Origin of the sequence: Microcoleus sp. PH2017_05_CCC_O_A, from assembly GCF_020738785.1 — a bacterium.
Lineage (GTDB): Bacteria > Cyanobacteriota > Cyanobacteriia > Cyanobacteriales > Microcoleaceae > Microcoleus.
The window spans coordinates 30,293-47,593 of sequence record NZ_JAEQCB010000006.1 but is presented as its reverse complement, the minus strand read 5'-3'; the positions used below and the strand labels follow the sequence as shown (position 1 = coordinate 47,593).

The 17,301-nt window shown below is 46.1% G+C and carries 22 protein-coding genes and 1 pseudogene; 6 read left to right on the top strand and 17 right to left on the bottom strand.

Annotation, left to right across the window (positions count from 1 at the left end; genetic code table 11):
• Nucleotides 1–9: 9 nt before the first annotated feature.
• The 3 genes from JGK20_RS01850 to JGK20_RS01840 form a co-directional block, all read right to left on the bottom strand.
• Nucleotides 10–183: a hypothetical protein gene (locus JGK20_RS01850; protein ID WP_293229116.1), complete on the bottom strand. Its 174-nt coding sequence runs from the start codon at nucleotides 181–183 to the stop codon at nucleotides 10–12.
• Nucleotides 167–451, bottom strand: a complete 285-nt coding sequence (locus JGK20_RS01845) for a type II toxin-antitoxin system mRNA interferase toxin, RelE/StbE family (RefSeq protein WP_293229114.1) — start codon at nucleotides 449–451, stop codon at nucleotides 167–169. Before JGK20_RS01845 ends, JGK20_RS01850 begins: the two co-directional genes overlap by 17 nt.
• Nucleotides 452–587: 136 nt before the next feature.
• Nucleotides 588–1,145, bottom strand: coding sequence for a XisI protein (locus tag JGK20_RS01840; RefSeq protein ID WP_293229111.1), 558 nt, complete (start codon nucleotides 1,143–1,145; stop codon nucleotides 588–590).
• Between the two features lie 31 nt (nucleotides 1,146–1,176).
• On the opposite strand from JGK20_RS01840, the gene JGK20_RS01835 reads away from it, so the two are divergent.
• Nucleotides 1,177–1,500, top strand: coding sequence for a hypothetical protein (locus JGK20_RS01835; protein ID WP_293229108.1), 324 nt, complete (start codon nucleotides 1,177–1,179; stop codon nucleotides 1,498–1,500).
• Nucleotides 1,501–1,529: 29 nt separating this feature from the next.
• Here the strand turns inward: JGK20_RS01835 and JGK20_RS34410 are convergent.
• Nucleotides 1,530–1,919, bottom strand: a pseudogene (locus tag JGK20_RS34410) (type II toxin-antitoxin system VapC family toxin).
• Nucleotides 1,916–2,143: a DUF2281 domain-containing protein gene (locus JGK20_RS01820; RefSeq protein ID WP_293229100.1), complete on the bottom strand. Its 228-nt coding sequence runs from the start codon at nucleotides 2,141–2,143 to the stop codon at nucleotides 1,916–1,918. The pseudogene JGK20_RS34410 and the gene JGK20_RS01820 overlap by 4 nt, the downstream one beginning before the upstream one ends.
• Before the next feature lie 300 nt (nucleotides 2,144–2,443).
• Here JGK20_RS01820 and JGK20_RS01815 point away from each other — a divergent pair, with 300 nt between their 5' ends.
• Nucleotides 2,444–4,144: an ABC-F family ATP-binding cassette domain-containing protein gene (locus JGK20_RS01815; RefSeq protein WP_293229098.1), complete on the top strand. Its 1,701-nt coding sequence runs from the start codon at nucleotides 2,444–2,446 to the stop codon at nucleotides 4,142–4,144.
• A gap of 273 nt (nucleotides 4,145–4,417) precedes the next feature.
• Here the strand turns inward: JGK20_RS01815 and JGK20_RS01810 are convergent, their stop codons facing one another.
• The 4 genes from JGK20_RS01810 to JGK20_RS01795 form a co-directional block, all read right to left on the bottom strand.
• On the bottom strand, nucleotides 4,418–4,846 hold the full coding sequence (locus tag JGK20_RS01810) for a hypothetical protein (protein ID WP_293195926.1): 429 nt from the start codon (nucleotides 4,844–4,846) through the stop codon (nucleotides 4,418–4,420).
• A 35-nt stretch (nucleotides 4,847–4,881) separates the two neighbouring features.
• Nucleotides 4,882–5,799, bottom strand: a complete 918-nt coding sequence (locus JGK20_RS01805) for a fructosamine kinase family protein (RefSeq protein ID WP_293229095.1) — start codon at nucleotides 5,797–5,799, stop codon at nucleotides 4,882–4,884.
• Between the two features lie 291 nt (nucleotides 5,800–6,090).
• Nucleotides 6,091–8,418 (bottom strand): S8 family serine peptidase, encoded by a 2,328-nt coding sequence (locus JGK20_RS01800; RefSeq protein WP_293229092.1) that lies wholly within the window; start codon nucleotides 8,416–8,418, stop codon nucleotides 6,091–6,093.
• Between the two features lie 205 nt (nucleotides 8,419–8,623).
• Nucleotides 8,624–9,022: a transcriptional regulator gene (locus JGK20_RS01795; protein ID WP_293175930.1), complete on the bottom strand. Its 399-nt coding sequence runs from the start codon at nucleotides 9,020–9,022 to the stop codon at nucleotides 8,624–8,626.
• A 299-nt stretch (nucleotides 9,023–9,321) separates the two neighbouring features.
• Here JGK20_RS01795 and JGK20_RS01790 point away from each other — a divergent pair, with 299 nt between their 5' ends.
• From JGK20_RS01790 to grxD, 3 genes are all read left to right on the top strand, one after another.
• Nucleotides 9,322–9,945, top strand: a complete 624-nt coding sequence (locus JGK20_RS01790; RefSeq protein WP_293175928.1) for a hypothetical protein — start codon at nucleotides 9,322–9,324, stop codon at nucleotides 9,943–9,945.
• Nucleotides 9,946–9,987: 42 nt separating this feature from the next.
• Entirely contained in the window at nucleotides 9,988–10,245 is a 258-nt protein-coding gene (locus JGK20_RS01785; protein ID WP_293175926.1) for a BolA family transcriptional regulator, read from the top strand.
• Nucleotides 10,246–10,583: 338 nt separating this feature from the next.
• The gene (grxD, locus tag JGK20_RS01780; protein ID WP_293175924.1) at nucleotides 10,584–10,904 is read left to right on the top strand and encodes a Grx4 family monothiol glutaredoxin; all 321 of its coding nucleotides are present in this window, start codon (nucleotides 10,584–10,586) and stop codon (nucleotides 10,902–10,904) included.
• Between the two features lie 388 nt (nucleotides 10,905–11,292).
• Here grxD and JGK20_RS01775 read toward each other — a convergent pair whose 3' ends face one another.
• Together JGK20_RS01775 and JGK20_RS01770 are read right to left on the bottom strand one after the other, a co-directional pair.
• Nucleotides 11,293–11,547 (bottom strand): DUF6761 family protein, encoded by a 255-nt coding sequence (locus JGK20_RS01775; RefSeq protein ID WP_293175922.1) that lies wholly within the window; start codon nucleotides 11,545–11,547, stop codon nucleotides 11,293–11,295.
• Between the two features lie 144 nt (nucleotides 11,548–11,691).
• On the bottom strand, nucleotides 11,692–11,832 hold the full coding sequence (locus JGK20_RS01770; protein ID WP_293175920.1) for a hypothetical protein: 141 nt from the start codon (nucleotides 11,830–11,832) through the stop codon (nucleotides 11,692–11,694).
• A gap of 311 nt (nucleotides 11,833–12,143) precedes the next feature.
• On the opposite strand from JGK20_RS01770, the gene JGK20_RS01765 reads away from it, so the two are divergent.
• A complete protein-coding gene (locus JGK20_RS01765) occupies nucleotides 12,144–12,893 on the top strand; it encodes a response regulator transcription factor (RefSeq protein ID WP_293175918.1) in 750 nt (249 codons plus the stop codon).
• An 8-nt stretch (nucleotides 12,894–12,901) separates the two neighbouring features.
• On the opposite strand, the gene JGK20_RS01760 is transcribed toward JGK20_RS01765, so the two are convergent.
• The 6 genes from JGK20_RS01760 to JGK20_RS01735 all read right to left on the bottom strand — a co-directional run bounded on the left by JGK20_RS01760 (nucleotide 12,902) and on the right by JGK20_RS01735 (nucleotide 17,249).
• Nucleotides 12,902–13,252, bottom strand: a complete 351-nt coding sequence (locus tag JGK20_RS01760) for a 4a-hydroxytetrahydrobiopterin dehydratase (protein WP_293175916.1) — start codon at nucleotides 13,250–13,252, stop codon at nucleotides 12,902–12,904.
• Between the two features lie 47 nt (nucleotides 13,253–13,299).
• On the bottom strand, nucleotides 13,300–13,662 hold the full coding sequence (locus tag JGK20_RS01755; RefSeq protein ID WP_293175914.1) for a DUF5615 family PIN-like protein: 363 nt from the start codon (nucleotides 13,660–13,662) through the stop codon (nucleotides 13,300–13,302).
• Nucleotides 13,663–14,037, bottom strand: a complete 375-nt coding sequence (locus tag JGK20_RS01750; protein ID WP_293175912.1) for a DUF433 domain-containing protein — start codon at nucleotides 14,035–14,037, stop codon at nucleotides 13,663–13,665.
• A 153-nt stretch (nucleotides 14,038–14,190) separates the two neighbouring features.
• Complete coding sequence (locus JGK20_RS01745) at nucleotides 14,191–15,096, bottom strand: Uma2 family endonuclease (protein WP_293229088.1); 906 nt, start codon at nucleotides 15,094–15,096, stop codon at nucleotides 14,191–14,193.
• A 229-nt stretch (nucleotides 15,097–15,325) separates the two neighbouring features.
• Nucleotides 15,326–15,646 (bottom strand): nucleotidyltransferase domain-containing protein, encoded by a 321-nt coding sequence (locus JGK20_RS01740; RefSeq protein WP_293229085.1) that lies wholly within the window; start codon nucleotides 15,644–15,646, stop codon nucleotides 15,326–15,328.
• Between the two features lie 235 nt (nucleotides 15,647–15,881).
• A complete protein-coding gene (locus JGK20_RS01735) occupies nucleotides 15,882–17,249 on the bottom strand; it encodes an aldehyde dehydrogenase (protein ID WP_293175905.1) in 1,368 nt (455 codons plus the stop codon).
• Nucleotides 17,250–17,301: the final 52 nt, after the last annotated feature.

The window sequence follows — 17,301 nt, the reverse complement described above, 5'->3', positions numbered from 1 at the left end:
CGCACTTCATCACCCCACCTTTTTACAACCTTCTCCCATCGCCTGCTTTAAAAGTTCTTGAAGTGCGATCGCCCTTAACAAATAAGAAAAAGCGCGATCGATCAATCGCCCTTTCCTCCCTATTAAAAAAGCAGATATAAAAAGCCGATCGCATAAGCCAGCATTTTCAATACACCTCATCATGGCTGCCAATATCAAGCAAGAGAATTTCCTCATCTCCTGACTCTGGATTCTCAACAAAATTAAATACAATCCGACAGTCATACTCCACAGAACAAGCCCAAGATCCCGCTAACTGACCTTTGAGTTTGTGTGTTTGCAGTGATGGCTCGAAAGAGTTTTCTGCCAAAAGTTTTAAAATAGCTTCAACTTTGGGCTGTAGTTCCGGGTGTTTGCGGATGAAGGCTTTGTAGGCACGTTTAAATGATTGAGCAAAGGTGATAAGTTTCAACGGTTTAGCTCCGCGATCGCTTCATTAACCGTACCTCGAAACACCTTTCCAGATTGATAGTCTTGTTTTCCGCATGATCACAAGTAAAGCAGTTTGTTCGTCTATAGACAATGTTTCGATCTCGTCTAAAATACTATCAAATGTTGAGGTTTGCATGGTGAGTTAGGTTTTGTGGGGATGAGGGCTGTCTTATTTTACTCAATTTTAATGGAATTTGCTGAAGGCGATGGGAGGTGCGATCGCCTGCTTTAAAGGTTTTTGAAGTACGCGCGTGCGAAGCTATCCCGTAGGGAATCGCCCTACAATTCAAATCCATTCCACTCCATGATACTTTCAAGGATTCTCGCTGCTGCTCACTACAAGGAACTCCATAAGCAGTATGAGGTCTAACATCAGGCGGTTGAAGCCCCAAAACGATAGATTTGGGATGAATTCCCGCTGCAACTAACTCCTCAGCAATCAGGCGATCGGTATTATTTGCTTGAATCCACACCTGAGAGTCAATAATATCAATATGAATCACGCAATGGTGAATTCGCTGCTCGTTAAACCAACCTATATTGATTAACATATAGCGGTCATTTTCCACATCAAAAATTGTTGCGTTTTGCGTCCCGCTGTCAAAAACGGGAATCTCAGCGTATTCAGTCAGGAGCTGCTTAACAAGTTTGCGATAATTATTTAAGCTATCCATTGTACTATTTCCTCTGCCATAACTAAATTATATGAACAACGTTGAAGAAGAACTGACATTAAAAGTCCGATCGCGCCCAACAACAACTGTACCGATCGAAATCCCAACAGATACCTTAGAATCCCTAAACAAAGTAGCACTGCATCGAGATATGCCTCTGTCAGTTGTGCTAAAATTTTACATTGGGCAAGGTTTGCGGCAAGATTTAACAAAATTGTTTAGCGATCGCCTCCTAGAAGCAACAGCCCAAGTTTTAGCACGACATCTAGATTCAGAAGAACAAGTCTCAACCATTATTCGAGAAATTCAATCTGAAACAGCCCGATCGCCCGATCGATCACACTCAACCTCCTGACAAGTGCGATCGCCGCACCAAATCCTAATTTACCAAATCGTCTGAATGTTGGCTGCCTGAATCTTAGAATCACAGCTAACCAATGGCAGATTCAAATAAAAAGCAGTAGCAGTAATAATGCGATCGGGCATATCTGGCACAACATTTCGTGGAATTTGGGCAATTGCCTGAGCAATTTCTATGGAGAGTGGCACCACCAACCATCCAGTATTAATATCAGCTAAGGCTTGAATTAACCGCTCTCAAGCCACTGCTGGCAACCTTCTTTTTTCGTTCAAGTAAATGATTTCTACAACTGAAATCGAAGCCACATAAACCGACTCAGCCTGCTCGATTGCTGCCAAAGCAGTGGCAGATAAATTCCCCGATTTCAAGAAATACCAAACAATTGCATGGGTATCTACCAAAACTGCGCTCATAAAGGAAATTCCCTCGGAAAATTACCCCACATTTCTTCACGGGCTTCGGCAAGATCGGCCGCTGTAATTTCAATATTCAAATCGCTCCACAATCCGTACAAGCTGCGCCGAGGTTGTTTCCGATCGGACTTTTGCCTGAGAAATTGCACGAAGTTTAGGACTTCTTGCTGTTGCTCTGGCTGCAATTGGCGTAAATTTTCTAATACAGCTTGCTCGATGGTCATTGTTTTTGCTCCCATCCCATTCATCTCTCTTGAATCAGAATAGCGGGTTTGCAGTCAACCCTGCCACACATAAACGACCCGATCGCCCTATCCCGCATCGATGTCAGAAACCGGGTTTCTTCCTAAATATCCAGTTGACAACCGGCAATTTTTCGCACAAACCCGGTTTCTTGGCGATCGCCCGCCCAAACCCAAATCTTGCCAATGACTAAATATAATTAAAATTTGTTAAGATTAACTCGACCTCAGCGCCGGCATCCCATCCGCCGCTAAACCTCCCCTTCCCCAGCCCCCACAACAATGCTGCGACTCGAACACATCAGTAAAATTTACCCCACAGGCGTCGTACTCAAAGATGTCACCTGGGAAGTCAAACCGGGCGATCGCATCGGCTTAGTAGGCGTCAACGGTGCCGGCAAATCCACCCAACTCAAAATCATCGCCGGCGAAATGGAACCCACCTCAGGCGAAGTCATTCGCCCCGCCAGCCTCCACATCGCCTACCTCTCCCAAGAATTTGAAATCGACCCCACCCGCACCGTCAAGGAGGAATTTTGGCGCGCCTTCAGCGAAGCCAACGAAGTCCACGAATCCCTAATGCAAGTCCATCGAGACTTGGAAAACTCCTGCCCAGAAAATCTTGACCAACTGATCCACAAAATGGATCGGCTACAAAGACAATTTGAAGGCTTAAACGGCTACGGATTAGAAGCCCAAATCGAGAAAATTTTACCAGAAATCGGATTTGAACAAGAAGATGGCGATCGGCTAGTCAGCGCTTTCAGCGGCGGCTGGCAAATGCGGATGAGTTTAGGTAAAATTCTCCTCCAAAAACCCGATATCCTGCTGTTAGACGAACCTACCAACCACCTCGACTTAGAAACGATCGAATGGCTGGAAGTTTACCTCAAAGGGCTGACAACCCCAATGGTAATCGTATCCCATGACCGCGAATTTCTCGATCGACTCTGCACCCAAATAGTCGAAACCGAACGTGGCGTTTCCAGCACCTACCTCGGCAACTACTCATCCTACCTCCTGCAAAAAGCAGAAGCGCGCGAAGCCCAACTCAGCGCCTACGAAAGCCAGCAAAAAGAACTAGAAAAACAGCAAGCATTCGTTGAAAAATTCCGCGCCAGCGCCACACGCAGCACCCAAGCCAAAAGTCGCGAGAAACAGTTAGACAAAATCGAACGCATCGAAGCCCCCACCGGCGGCTTAAAAACCTTGCATTTCCGGTTTCCCCCCGCACCCCGCAGCGGCCGCGAAGTAGCCATAATTGAAAACTTAGTACACACCTACGGCGAGAAAATCCTATTTTTGGGAGCAGACTTATTAATTGAAAGAGGCGATCGCATAGCCTTTCTCGGCCCCAACGGTGCCGGAAAATCTACATTGCTGCGCCTGATCATGGGTTTAGAAACGCCCACCGAAGGTACGGTAAAAATGGGAGGCCACAACGTCATCCCCGGTTACTTTGAACAGAATCAAGCAGAAGCCTTAGATTTGAATAAAAGCGTGATGCAAACCATTCACGACGAAGTACCCGACTGGAAAAATGAAGAAGTTCGGACTTTGTTGGGGCGGTTCTTGTTTAACGGTGAAACAGTATTCAAACACGTTGGCGCTTTAAGCGGTGGAGAAAAAGCCCGTCTGGCTTTGGCAAAAATGCTGCTGGAACCTGTGAACTTGCTAATTTTGGACGAACCGACAAATCACCTCGACATTCCCGCGAAGGAGATGATGGAAGAGGCGATTAAGAATTACGACGGCACTGTAATTATCGTTTCGCACGATCGCTATTTTATCTCTCAAGTCGCTAACAAAATAGTAGAAGTTCGCGACGGCGAGTTTCGGACTTATCTGGGAGATTACCATTACTATCTGGACAAAATAACTGAAGAGAAAGAACTAGCCAAGTTCGCCAAACTTGAAGCTGAGAAAGCTGCCAAGAAATCCGAGAAGGAAGCGAAGAAGAAAGCGGCGGCTAAACAAAAGTAAGTAACTTGACTGGTAGGGACACGGCAATGTCGTGTCCCGATATTGAATTGAGTCAATTTCAATATTAGAGCGCTTCTAAGCTGGGGCAGCATTTAAATAGGATGCTCGGAACGGGCTAGAAGCCCATTCCACAATATCTTTATTGATTTTTAATCCACAATTTAAATGTAGAACAGCTTATCATAGAAAAACTCATTAATAGTTTAACCCAAAATTCTATTAATCATTTGACTTGCCTGTAACTCGTGATGACAGCCACAGCAATTAATAATTTTAGCGAGAACCTCTGCCGCCTGATTTTTGTTTAAAGAATGGCTTCTGGGAATTAAGACACTCCTGCAAATCATTATCTAAATTTCTAGGAAAACCATAATCTGCTACATACTTACTTGACTCATTTACCGGGCCAAATAACAGAGTATCTTTATCTTGCTGCAACAAAAATCCACCCTCAAATTTGTTAATTTTGTAGAAGTTTTCCCGTTTAGTATCCGCCGTAACGGAAGCCACAGTAACTCCGTTAGAAGAAAAGCCTTTGAAGCAGATTCTATTTTGTTTTTCAGCAATCTGAATGTATCGAGAACCGCCGCCGTGATAGACTCCCACCTGTAAGGGTAAAGCAGCTAAAGCATTCTCAGCCCGGATGCTGCTCAAAAACAAAACTATAAATCCCAGTTTGGTACAACAGTGCCAAAACTTCATTTGTGATCCCCTCTAATCCAATTAATATTGAAATCTTAACCCAAAATTTTATTGATCATTTGATTTGCCTGCGACTCGTAACTCCCACCAAACAAATTAAAGTGATTCAAAATATGATATAAGTTGTAAAGCTTTTTGCGCTTTTCATAGCCTGAATCTAGCAACCAAACTTCATTATAACCCCGATAAAATGCTGGGGAAAAACCGCCGAAAAGTTCCGTCATCGCAATATCGACTTCTCTGTCGCCCCAATAAGTCGCGGGGTCAAAAATTACTGGTTCCCCCGCAGCAGTTACCGAGGCATTTCCTCCCCACAAATCCCCATGAACTAAGGAAGGTTGAGGTTTGTAACCCTCCAATAACTTGGGAATAGCTGCTAGCAAAGTTTCCCCTCGACTGAAATTTCCACCACGACGCCTAGCCAACTGTAACTGATAACCAATCCGATGTTCTGCCCAAAATTCTGCCCAATCAGCAGTCCAGTTATTAATTTGAGGAGTTGAGCCGATCGCATTATTAACACTCCAACCAAAACATCCCCTCAAAAGGGCATAATCAACCTCTTCTCCCCCCCTTAGCAAGGGGGGGCTGGGGGGGGTGTATTTGTGCATTTGAGCCAGTTTGCGTCCCATTTGGGCCCAGGCTATCTCGCTCCCGCCACTTCGCAAATCCAGCCATTCCAATACAATATAAGCAGAATTGCCCTCAGTTCCCCAGCAAATCGGTTGAGGAAGGCGAATAGTCTGAGTTTGGGCCATTTGCTGCAAACCCAGCGCCTCAGTTTCAAACATGGCGACTTGGGAAGCTTGATTGATTTTGGCGAAATAAGTGCGGGTACTGCTGTTGATAGCATAGCCTTGGTTGATGCAGCCACCGCTGACTGAACGGCGGTTGTCTATTGAAAATGTGTCTCCGGTTGCTTGGGAGATGTGTGCTGCAATTTTGTGCCACATAGCATCAAATGGTTTTGAGGGCGATCGCCATTAGTGTATCTGACTGGCGACACTTTACTGCGATTAATCGATCGCAGATCGGACACAATAGAATTATTCGACCGTCTTTTTTGTGGATATATCTTAATATCATGTGGGGTCGATTACCATAACAAAAAACTGTTCGTAGTGCGGACTTCAGTCCGCAATATGCTGCGGACTGAAGTCCGCACTACGAACGGCGATATTACTCGCGAACCGCCTGAAGATGACCAGAATAATTCGGTATGCCCAACAGCGGTTCGGGAGTGGCTAGACAATGTAGGGAGAGTCGATCGCCTTGGCGCGATTAATTGCTACCAATGTCTGGTAAATCAAAGCCGAAATCTCAGCCCGGGTGATGTCTCGCTGCCCAGAAAGCCGATCGCGCGCCGGATAGTTTACTACAATCTTCAAAGCTGTTGCTGTGGCTGCGGCGCTTAAAGCAAAATTAGGAATTTGATTGCGATCGCTGTAAACTTTCAAAATATCGGGATTGCCACCCTTAAGTTGTAAACCGTTAACCAAAGATACGATCGCCTCAGTCTTCGTCAAATTCTGATTCGGGCCAAACTTCAACCCCGGAAACCCCGACAAAAACCCCGCCCGATTCGCCCGTTCGATCGCACTTCTCGCCCAAAAACTCGCCGAAACATCAATAAAATTGGTAGCCGCCGCCTTCGGAATCGGACTAAATGCACTCACCAAAAGCGCCGCATATTGAGCGCGATTTAAACTGTTGTCAGGCCCGAAAGAACCATCAGGAAAACCGCTAATTATATTCGCCGCAGCCAAAGCTTCAATAAACTTTTCTGCCCAATGTCCAGAAATATCGCTGAACCTGGAACCGCCGATATTTGGATTGCCGCCAGCCTTTCTCACCGCAGCTTGCACAGCTTTTAAAGCATTCACTTTCCCGTAACCGAACCAATCGCTGCGGCGAGTATTAGCATCGTAATTTCCCAGGCGATTCCCCAACTGCGGATCGGCATCGGCATCGACAATTTTGTCAGCAGTTTGTTCGAGAATTCCCCGCACTTCCCGCGCCGTCAAACGAGGGTTTGCCGAAAGCACTAAACCTGCCACTCCAGCGACTACTGGAGTGGCGCTGGAAGTGCCGCCAAAGCTATCGGTGTAGTCCCCCGAGTCGTAGCCGGCAACCCCGACGCGATCGGCAGTAAACACCCCCAAACCTGGCAAATACTCCGACACCTCCGGCGCAGTCGCAATAAATCCGGTTTCTGGTAGCCAGGTTCCAGGCGGTGCGTTGTTGCTGGGCGCGCAAACCGAGATGCTGGTGCCCCAATTGCTGTAGGCTGCTTTTTTGTTGAGGGAAGTGGAAGCAGACACCGCAATTACATCGGGGTGTACGGCAAATCCTGCTAGCCAATTAGTTTTGCCGCCCACAACGTTATTTGGCCAGCCTTTCTCGTCCACAGTCCCGTTAACGGGGCGGTTGGCATTCCCCGCAGCAAACAGAATCACGCAGCCTCTGCCGCCCCGCCCTTGGGTTGCTGCTTTGGTGATAGCGGCGCTTTGGCGTAGGGAAAGCGGATAGTAAACTGCCCCAGGCCCCCAACTGCAAGAGATGACGGCGGCGCCTTTGTCGATCGCCCAATTGAATATTTTTTCGATCGACTCGTCATCGAGAAAACCCGTGGTACGGATCGGCATCACGGCGCATCCGGGGGCGACGCCGACAGTACCTTTACCGTTTTCTTCCGCAGCGGCGACACCGGCGCAACTTGTCCCGTGGTTGTCCGATTCAGCAACCGGCATCGGGGAAGTGTCGCCGTCTTTGAAATCGATGGGCGAGACGATTTTGCCTTGGCCTTGAAAATCGGGGTGCGTCAGATCGACTGAATCATCGGCGATCGCAATTACGATCGATCGCACGCCGCGAGTCATATCCCAAGCTGGTTCTGCATAAATTTGAGCGCCGCTGACAACTCCGTCACCGCCTTTGTTATTGAGATACCACTGTTTGGGATAAAGCGGATCGCGGGGTGTATAATGTTGCTGAGTTTCTAGGATAATATTGGGTTCCGCCACCAAAACTTCTGGATATCTTGTCAAGCGGTTGGCAATTTTAATCGGGTTTTCGGTTGCTTGTTTGGTGACTTCGCAGACGAAGGTATTGGGAATGCCTTCGACTGGCCGGATTATTGTTAAATTTGCTGCATTGGCGATCGCACTTCGCGATTCTTCGTTTACTTGTTCGCCAAATTGAATAGTAATGCGATCGGTTAAATAAAAGAATGTACTCGGATTGTTTGCGGGACAATAGACATGGCTGGCAAAAACTACAGCATCACTGGCGCGGGCGGCTTGCATTGCTGCATCTAGGTTTTCCGGCGCCACTAGATATTCTTCCAGATTACTTTGGCCGACGCGACGGTTAAGTTTTGCCTGATTTGTTGCAGCCCAATTATTTGATGTCGATGCTGTCGCTGACGGACGGACTGTAAAGCGGTTTGGAACTTTTGACAGCAACAATTCATCGCCGCCGCGCTGCAAAATCACTGCCAGACTTGCTTCGGGAACTCCGATACCTTGATAATTTTGTAAGGTATTTGCGGAAAGTGCGATCGGTTGTGTCATTAGAAATGCCCCTGTTCAGTTTTGATCCAGTATTTACTATATCTCTGAAAAACAGGCAAGATGCCTGTTCCACAAAGACTGAATCTTCTTGTGGGGAGTAGGGGTTGGGCTTTGAACCCGCCCCAAAAAAAGACTGAATCTTCTTGTGGGGTGGGCATCCTGCCCGCCCCAAAAATGCCGATCGACAAAGATCGAACAACTACCATCAAATAAATACGCTAGGATTAACGTTAAAAAAATCTCCCAGCGCCTTAGCTTGCGCCTTGCTAATCGCCCGTTTCCCATTAACCACCTCAGAGACTACTCCTTTGGAACCAATCACGCCGACTAAATCAGCTTGTTTGAGTTCGCGAATTTCCATGAAATGCAATAGAACATCCCGGGGAGTCACTTCTGGATCTGGGTAATATTTTGATTCGTATTCTTCGATCAAGATTCCCCAGAGACTCAGTAAAGTTTCTTCTTCTAGTGTTAATTCTTCCTTAGACATCAGAAAATCGACTTCTGCGAGGGCAAGATCGTTATCTTCTTCGTTCAGGATGGGCTTAGGCTGCGATTTCGCCAGCAGTTGACCGTAGACTGTTTTCTCGATTGTGATATTCATGGTTCATTTTATTGTTAAATTAGATCGAAACTTACGCATCAAAACCAAAGAAACCGGGTTTTTCACCAATTTTAAAGCCTCAAATGCAGTATTTAGGTAAAAAAACCCGGTTTCTGCCTCCGGGACTAAATCGCCGGGATATGTCCAATCCCCCGCGATTTCCTTTGTTTAATCCAAAATCGATCGCACCCTTTGACATTTGAACAAATTTGGTTTACACTTAGCCGGTTGCGATCGCCAATGGTAAGATCGGCTCAAGCTAAATATCTTTTTAAAGCGCCGAGGCGCAAAGTAATTTCATGGTATACTCTGCAACTGTTTGCTGGCTTCGCTTCACCGCCCGGATGACGATCGGGGCGATCGCAGTTTTGACCCTGTTGCAACCGCTCCAAGCCCAAGCACAACAACCTTCTCGGCCAGATAACCAACCGCAAGTCGAACCCGCCGACGACCCCACAGACCCCAACAACCTCCGCCCTGTCACCCCAGACAGCAGCGTACTGAGCATTGCCGGAGGTCAGCGTTTGATGACAGAAGCCAGTGGTGCTATTTCCAGTCAAAATTACACGCTGGCGGCTCAAAAACTTCAAGAATCCCGCCAAATTTTCAATCAACTCTCCAACTTCTACCAGCAACTGGGCAGCAGTTTTGCCGGAATTGACATCCGCTTGGCCGACAGCAACCGCACCAAAGCTGTGGAAACAGCCCAAATGCGCGACGAAGCTACCTACCGGCTGGCGTTGGTACACCGCGCACAAAATAAGCCGGAACTGGCTGTTCCCCTACTGATTCAGATTATTCGATCGCAACAGCCAACTCGCGACTTGGGTAAAAAAGCTTACCAGCAATTACTGGAATTGGGCTTTGTGGATGCCCCCTATCCCCGGCCTGCTGCAACTCAACCGCGATCGTCTAACAAATAGTTCCACTAAAATACTCAATACAGCCCTTTATCACAAATACCAATGGTTACACCGTCTCAAGTAGCAGAAATGATTCAGACTGGATTACCAGACGCTAAGCTAAAAGTTGAGGATTTGAGAGGCGGCGATCACTACCAGGTGAGAGTAGTCTCTGCTGCCTTTGAAGGGAAAACCCGAGTACAGCAACACCAACTGGTTTACGGAGCTCTCAAACAGGCAATGGCTAGTGAAGCTATCCACGCTTTGGCGTTGGAAACCTTAACTCCGGCAGAATGGGCAGCCAAAAGTGAAGTTGCTTAGTTTTTTAGTCGCAATTATCGCAAGTTTGTGCTTGTGTCAATAGTCGCTTGAGAAACAGTTGCTAACCAAAGAAATCGGCTTTTGCACCGGAATCTATGGCTTTCAACAGTTGACAGTTGACAGTTGACAGTTGACAGTTGACAGTTTGATAGCGACCTCTACCCTTAAGTCCGAGGATTGGAGTAATCAATAGTCTGATTTTAATTTCTCCCTCAAAGACTTGGGGCTTTCAACCAATTCTTTCTGGTAACGAGAAATTTTCGTTAAAAACCCGGTTTCTGCCTCATCAGAAACTACTGTCAACGTTTAAAAATTTTCAAACAATATTAGGAGATACCATGAGTACAGCACATGAAAGAATTGACGAATTGGTTAAGCAAAACAAAATCATGGTGTTCATGAAGGGCAATAAGTTAATGCCACAGTGCGGTTTCTCTAATACTGTGGTGCAAATTCTCAATACGATGGGAGTGCCTTACGAAACAGTTGATGTTTTGGCAGACCAAGAAATTCGTCAAGGCGTTAAAGAGTATTCCAACTGGCCGACAATTCCCCAAGTTTATATCAATGGCGAGTTTCTTGGCGGCTCGGATATTCTGATCGAAATGTATCAAAAGGGCGAATTGCAAGAAGTTGTAGAAGTCGCTTTGGCTTCTTAAACAATTGACAGTTGACAGTTGACAGTTGACAGTTGACAGTTGACAGTTGACAGTAAAGTGTGAAGCGTGAGGTTTTTTTATGGGGATTTCAACTCCACTCCCCCACGCCACATTCCTGAAGTGGGGAAGTTAAACCCGCTAGCGGACAATTGTCAATTGCCCACTGTTTAAAATCAGACAGAACAAACATAGCCCCGACTTCTTCAAGAAGCCGGGGATCTAATAGCAACCGGGTTTTACGTTGAATTAGGTTGATTTATAGCAGAAGCAAGAAGGAAGAAGGAAAAAGCAGGAAATCACAAATAACCAATTCCCGATTCCCGATTCCCTCTTTTGCCGATGCCCGATGCCCAAATAATCAGCGGGTTTATTAAACCAAATTTGGTGTTTAATAATAGTCTGATTCAGCTTGCGTTTGTGTCTGTGGCATTTCAAAATTGGAAGTATCGTGAATGTAACGCGCTGCTTCTTCCTCTAATCTGTGAATCAGATAGGGTTCCAGGCTGTTACAATGTCGCAGGGCTGCGAGGTAGCCATCTAAGTAAAGCCGCAGGTCATCGAAACGATAACCTCTATTCCACATTTCGACGAGAGCGTCGGTGAGTTTTTGGTAGTGCCGGATTGTTTGGGTATCTTGTAGCATGGTCTGAGTTTGAAATCCTTTGTGGTGTATAATGACGGCGGGATTTAGGAACTGCCCGGATTCATACTGAGCAAGCTCAGAAGAGAGGCGATTGCTAAATAAAAGCTTTTACCCTGCTCAACAGGCTACCCTCCATAAAAAATTTCACTTGCTGCTATGCAGTGGCTCGACTCTTTGGCGCGCACCTAAATAATTCACCGTGCGTTTAATAGAATCGGGATGTTGCTGAATTTGGCGATCGAACTGAGTGAGTGTTCCGGCTACCGAGCGAACGGTTGCACGCATTTTAGTTTCAGTTACGCGATTTGTCAACTTCCTGGGAGTGGATACCCTGTCGGGGGGTTCGGTCAAAGCAGGTGGCTAGGTCATAGGCTCGATCGGCTGTAAGCTATATTATTTTCATTGTAAGCTCACCGCCAGAATGATTTAACCTTTCTCAGGTCTGACGATCGCAATTTGACCAAATCTTTAAAATTGATACTAGAAGTTTGTTCGTCGCTTTAAACGCAGCTTATGCTTGAGTAGCCATGGTTACAAAACCTTGACAAAAGCTCTGTTAACCTGGTACCCATTAGTGATAAGGGAAGCTCGCCGTTGTGGGATCTGCAAGTATTTCAATTGTTGAAGGAAATCCGCACCTGCGATCGCTCTTGGGCTGGCATTTACAGCAAGTCGGTCACTGGGTGCACCAATCAGCGGATATCAGTCATGCTAGGGAAATATTTTTCAGCCGCCAGCCAACCCTAGTGATTCTTGATGCCCAATTGCCTGATGGGGACGGTTTGGAATTTTGCCGCTGGCTCCAACAGCAGCAGCAATCGCTGATTTTGATGCTATCAGCGCGGAATTCAGAAGCGGATATTGTCGAAGGTTTGAAGTCGGGCGCCGACGATTACCTGACTAAACCGTTTGGGATGCAAGAATTTATGGCTAGGGTGGAAGCCCTGATGCGCCGCAACCGCACAATGGTACCGCCCGCGATGCTGGAGTGCGGGCGGCTAAAAATTGACTTGGTACAGCGCCGAGTCAGGCTGCATGAGGAACACATCGAGCTTACTCCCCAGGAATTCAGCCTGCTGTACGTGCTGGCTCAAGCTGGAGGAGTGCCTTTGTCGCGCTCCGATTTGCTGCGTCGGGCGTGGCCGGATGCGATTGACAACCCGCGCACGATCGACACTCACGTACTCTCTCTGCGGAAAAAAATCGAAATCGACCCGCGACAGCCGAGTCTAATTCAAACTGTGCGGAATGTCGGCTACCGCCTGAATCTGGAATTGTTGAATACGAATCAACAACATTCACCCGTATTCGGCGCTCCGACATCTGAAACTATCATTAGCCGATAGATCTGATTTTAGGTTGAGAATTGATGTGCGATCGCATCTGTTCTCGCGGCCATAATAAAATCATTGCGGTGCAGTCCCGAAATCGAGTGAGTCCACCAAGTAACGGTAACTTTTCCCCATTCGGTTAACAGTGCGGGGTGATGCCCTTCAGTTTCTGCTGCTTCGCCTACACTGTTAGTAAAGGCGATCGCACTTTTGAAATCCGGGAACTTGTAAGTGCGCTCTAACTGGGGAATACCATTTTTTTCAATCAAATTCCAGTCGGGAATTTGAGGTTTGAGTTGGACAATTTCGTAAGCTGTGACGCGGGGAGAGTTTGGGAGGCAGGCGGCACATTTTTCTTGCAATAGGGTGGGCATAAATTGCTTTTTAGTTCGATGATAGTTTTCTGGGTATTCTATTAGGATTAAGCTAAAGGTACATAACTAATGCGATCTAGATATTCATCATCATCAGCCGCTTCTGCAATTAATACTAAATCAGCAATCACTTGACCAACATCTGCTTGACGGCGAAGTACCAAAATTCCTGGTAAATGATGACCTGTGCTTAAATGATCTGCCAAGTGAAATGGCATTGAGCGGCGGTTCTTAGTAATGAGTAAAAAACCATTTTTTTCACACCAAACTATAATTTCTGGATCTAGTGTACCTCTAGGTGGCACACCTGAATCCCCAACCGTGTGGATAATTAAATTTGGTAGATGACGCAATAGCTGTTCGCGATACAAGGACGGCATATTTTCATCTATAAGGTACTGAATTGCCATTTATTGTGCTGCTGCCCGATTCGCATCGCCTTCTGCTTTTAACTTCCGAAGCCGTAAGACAACAGGCGGAGGATTTTTATCGTGTTCTGCCTGTGCTTTTAGAGTGTACTCTAACCAATCTTCTACATACTTTTCTACAATTTCTGGATTTTGTAGATAGTAAAAAATTGTAGCGTAAATTTGCTCTAAAGTTACTGTGGGAAACAGCTCTGCTATGACTTCTGGTGATTTCTTACCATAAATGTATTCATCGAGAATATCCTCGATCCCAATGCGGGTCTCTTTAATGCGAATATCATCAGCCGCCCAAAAATCAAAATAGTCTTTTAATTGCTTTGGTTTCTTGACTACAGTTACTTCTACAGTTTTACTCATTGTCTCTGGCTCGCTATCGAACACTTACCAACTTTAATTATAGCACGATCGTTGTGCGTCAGCCTGATGTAAATAAATGTTCGATCGCCCTTTTTTCCCTATACTCATGAAAAGAGCGATCGCACTTTCTCTCTTTTCCCGCCTCATTCAGTATTAACCGTTCAAGAATCGATCGGGATCGATGCCAGATTCCCGCAGTCTTTCGATGAAAGATTGTAAGCGAGTTTCGGCAATCTCTGCACGCTGTCTTTCCTGCTCGGCACGCTCTTGTGCCTCATCGGCGCGCTCTTGTGCCTCATCGGCACGCTCTTGTGCCTGTTCGGCTCGCTCCTCGGGAGTCGGAATCCAATTGCCCTCACTATCGTACCAGCGCAACCACAGTCGATCGACTCCCAGATAATCCCCGTGCCACAAACCCAAGCCTAAATCAATCTCAGGCATCCACAGGCGCGAGTCAGACAGTTCTAATTCTTCATAGCGAGCGCCATCCAATTTAAAAGCCCTCAATCGATTGGTGTAGCGACTGAAAACAACATAATAAGGAATTCGCAAAACCTGCTCGTAAACCTCCCATTTCCGCAGTGGCTTTTCCGAACTCGGTTCGTGGTTAATGTTACCATTTCCTGCTATTTGTTCAGGCGCAGACGGTATATTTTCCCCCTCATTTTCTCCCAAATCTTCTTTTTCTGTTCCCGGCGAGAGCAATTCTACAATCACAAAAGGATTCACACCCTCTTGCCAAATGACATAACTCAGCCGCAGATCAACTTCATCATACAATCGGGAAACTCCGACAACTCCAAACCAATCCGGGCGCTTGTACCAAAGCGGGTGACGCACGTCATAATAAAGATTCATGTCGCTCCCGGTAAATATTTGGGAAGCTGAATAGGTGGAAGGGCGGAAAGTGTAGCTCAGCAACTGCGGTTGCAAGCCGTGAAATTCATCAGGCAAACCAGGTTCCTCCGGATTTTCGCTAGGTAGATCGTACATCGTGGGAAGCGTTTCTTTTGGCGATCGGGGCGGTTCTGTTTGAGGCACGGGATATTTAGGAAACATAAGAATTTAGGGGAATAACTGACTTTATTTTAACTCAAGCAATATTAAGCAGGTGGCTGATTTCCCAGCATCTAATTTCGTTAAATTCAAAAGGTTTGTAGTGAGGACTTTAGTCCGCATCAAATTCTGCGGACTAAAGTCCGCACTACAAACCTATTCGATCCAGCTAACAACTTAGCTGCTCGTAAGCTTTCAACGGCTTTGGTTAAAAAAGCAATTTGTTCTGGTATCAAATCAATACTCCTTCTCTGCGAACATTTAGAAAGAAAGGACTTCTCTCTTGCTGAAAACGTGCTGCGGAGGCGAAAGTCCGGGAAATTACTACAGTACGATCTAAGCACAAAGCGGCAACAAATTCACTCGTGCGAGCGATTTCTTTGCCAGCACTCACAGGTTCGTCCAATACAACCAAAATATCAATATCAGAATCTGGTTTCGCATCTCCTCTGGCTTGGGAACCGTAGAGAATTAACTGTACAAGTCTGTCGCCGTACAAATCATTAAAGTAGTGGCGCAGTTCAGCTAATATTTCTGGTAAATTCTCGTTCATATTGTTGGTTTATCAAGTTATAGCGGATCTAGCTCTCATATGAGGTACGTTGTTGGGCTTCAGCCCTCTTAGTGGAACTGGTTATATAAGCTATCAGTCATACCTCATCTTTTTGAGAAAGGCTATATATTGTCAGATTATGGATAATCTGGGCGGAATAACACCGCGATCTTATTTGTATTGTAGATGTTGGTGAAATCACGCCCCGATGATATTGAAACAAGTAGTCGCTCGCTCAACCGATAATCTTCTTAATCAAATCCAACTTACCTAGATATGGAGCGTACCGCCATTTAAAGTCAAGTAAAAATGACTTTTGCAGCACGCTTTTTTGATGTGAAAAAGTATCAAAACTGGCCTTCCCATGATAGCTACCAATACCGCTGTCGCCAACTCCGCCAAAAGGTAAAGTTGTAACTCCGACTTGCATCACCGTGTCGTTGATGCAAACTCCGCCGGAAGAAGTTTCGCGCAAAACTCGTTCTTGTTTCTCCTTATCCTTTGAGAACAAATACAAAGCTAGCGGTTTGGGGTGGGCGTTGATTTGGGCGATCGCCTCTGAGAACTCTTCATACTCCAAAACGGGCAAAATCGGGCCAAAAATCTCATCCTGCATCACCGGCGAATCCCAGGAAACCTTGTCAATTACCGTCGGCGCAATATATTTGTCTTCGACGTTAGTTTGACCGCCCGCGACAATTTCACCGTCTTTGATAAACTCTGCCAAACGTCCTAAATGATGCTGATTGATAATTCGGGAATAGTCGGGACTTTTCTGCGGATCTTCGCCGTAAAATTCGTGAATTGATGTTTTAATTGCTTGCATCAAAGCGGGTTTAACTTTTTTGTCAACTAACAGGTAATCTGGAGCAATACAAGTTTGACCGGCATTGATAAATTTGCCCCACGCAATGCGTCTTGCAGTATATTCAACTTGAATGTCTGAGTCTACAATGCAAGGACTTTTGCCACCCAATTCTAATGTGACAGGTGTGAGGTGTTTGGCGGCGGCTTCCATGACTACTTTACCGATTTTTGTGCCTCCGGTAAAGAAGATGTGGTCGAATTTTTCGGCTAATAATTGTTGGCTGATTTCAACTCCTCCTTCGATGGCTGCGATGTAGGCGGGATCGAAGGCTGTGAGAATCATATCCGCGACAACTTTCGACGTGTGCGAGGCGATTTCTGAGGGTTTGAGGATGGCGCAGTTGCCGGCGGCGATCGCCCCGACTAAAGGTGATATCATGAGCTGAAACGGGTAATTCCAAGGCCCGATGATTAAAACGACGCCCAAAGGTTCCGGGTAAATCCGGGCTGAGGCGGGGAATTGATCGATCGGTGTTGGCACTTTTTTGGGCTTGGCCCACGATTCAACGTTTTTGATGGCATAATTAACTTCTGCGAGCGCAGCAATTTCAAAATAAGCCTCATACTCCGGCCTGTTCAAATCAGCCTTGACAGCATCCACAATCCGTGATTGATTGGAGACGATCGCACTTTTGAGATTTTTGAGTTGTTCGATCCGAAAATCCACATCTTTAGTTTTCCCAGTAGCAAAAAATTGTCGCTGCTCCCGGATCGTATCCCTGACACTCAATAGCATATTTTCTCCTGTATCTATCTACATAAATGTTACAATAAAAAAATGAAAATAT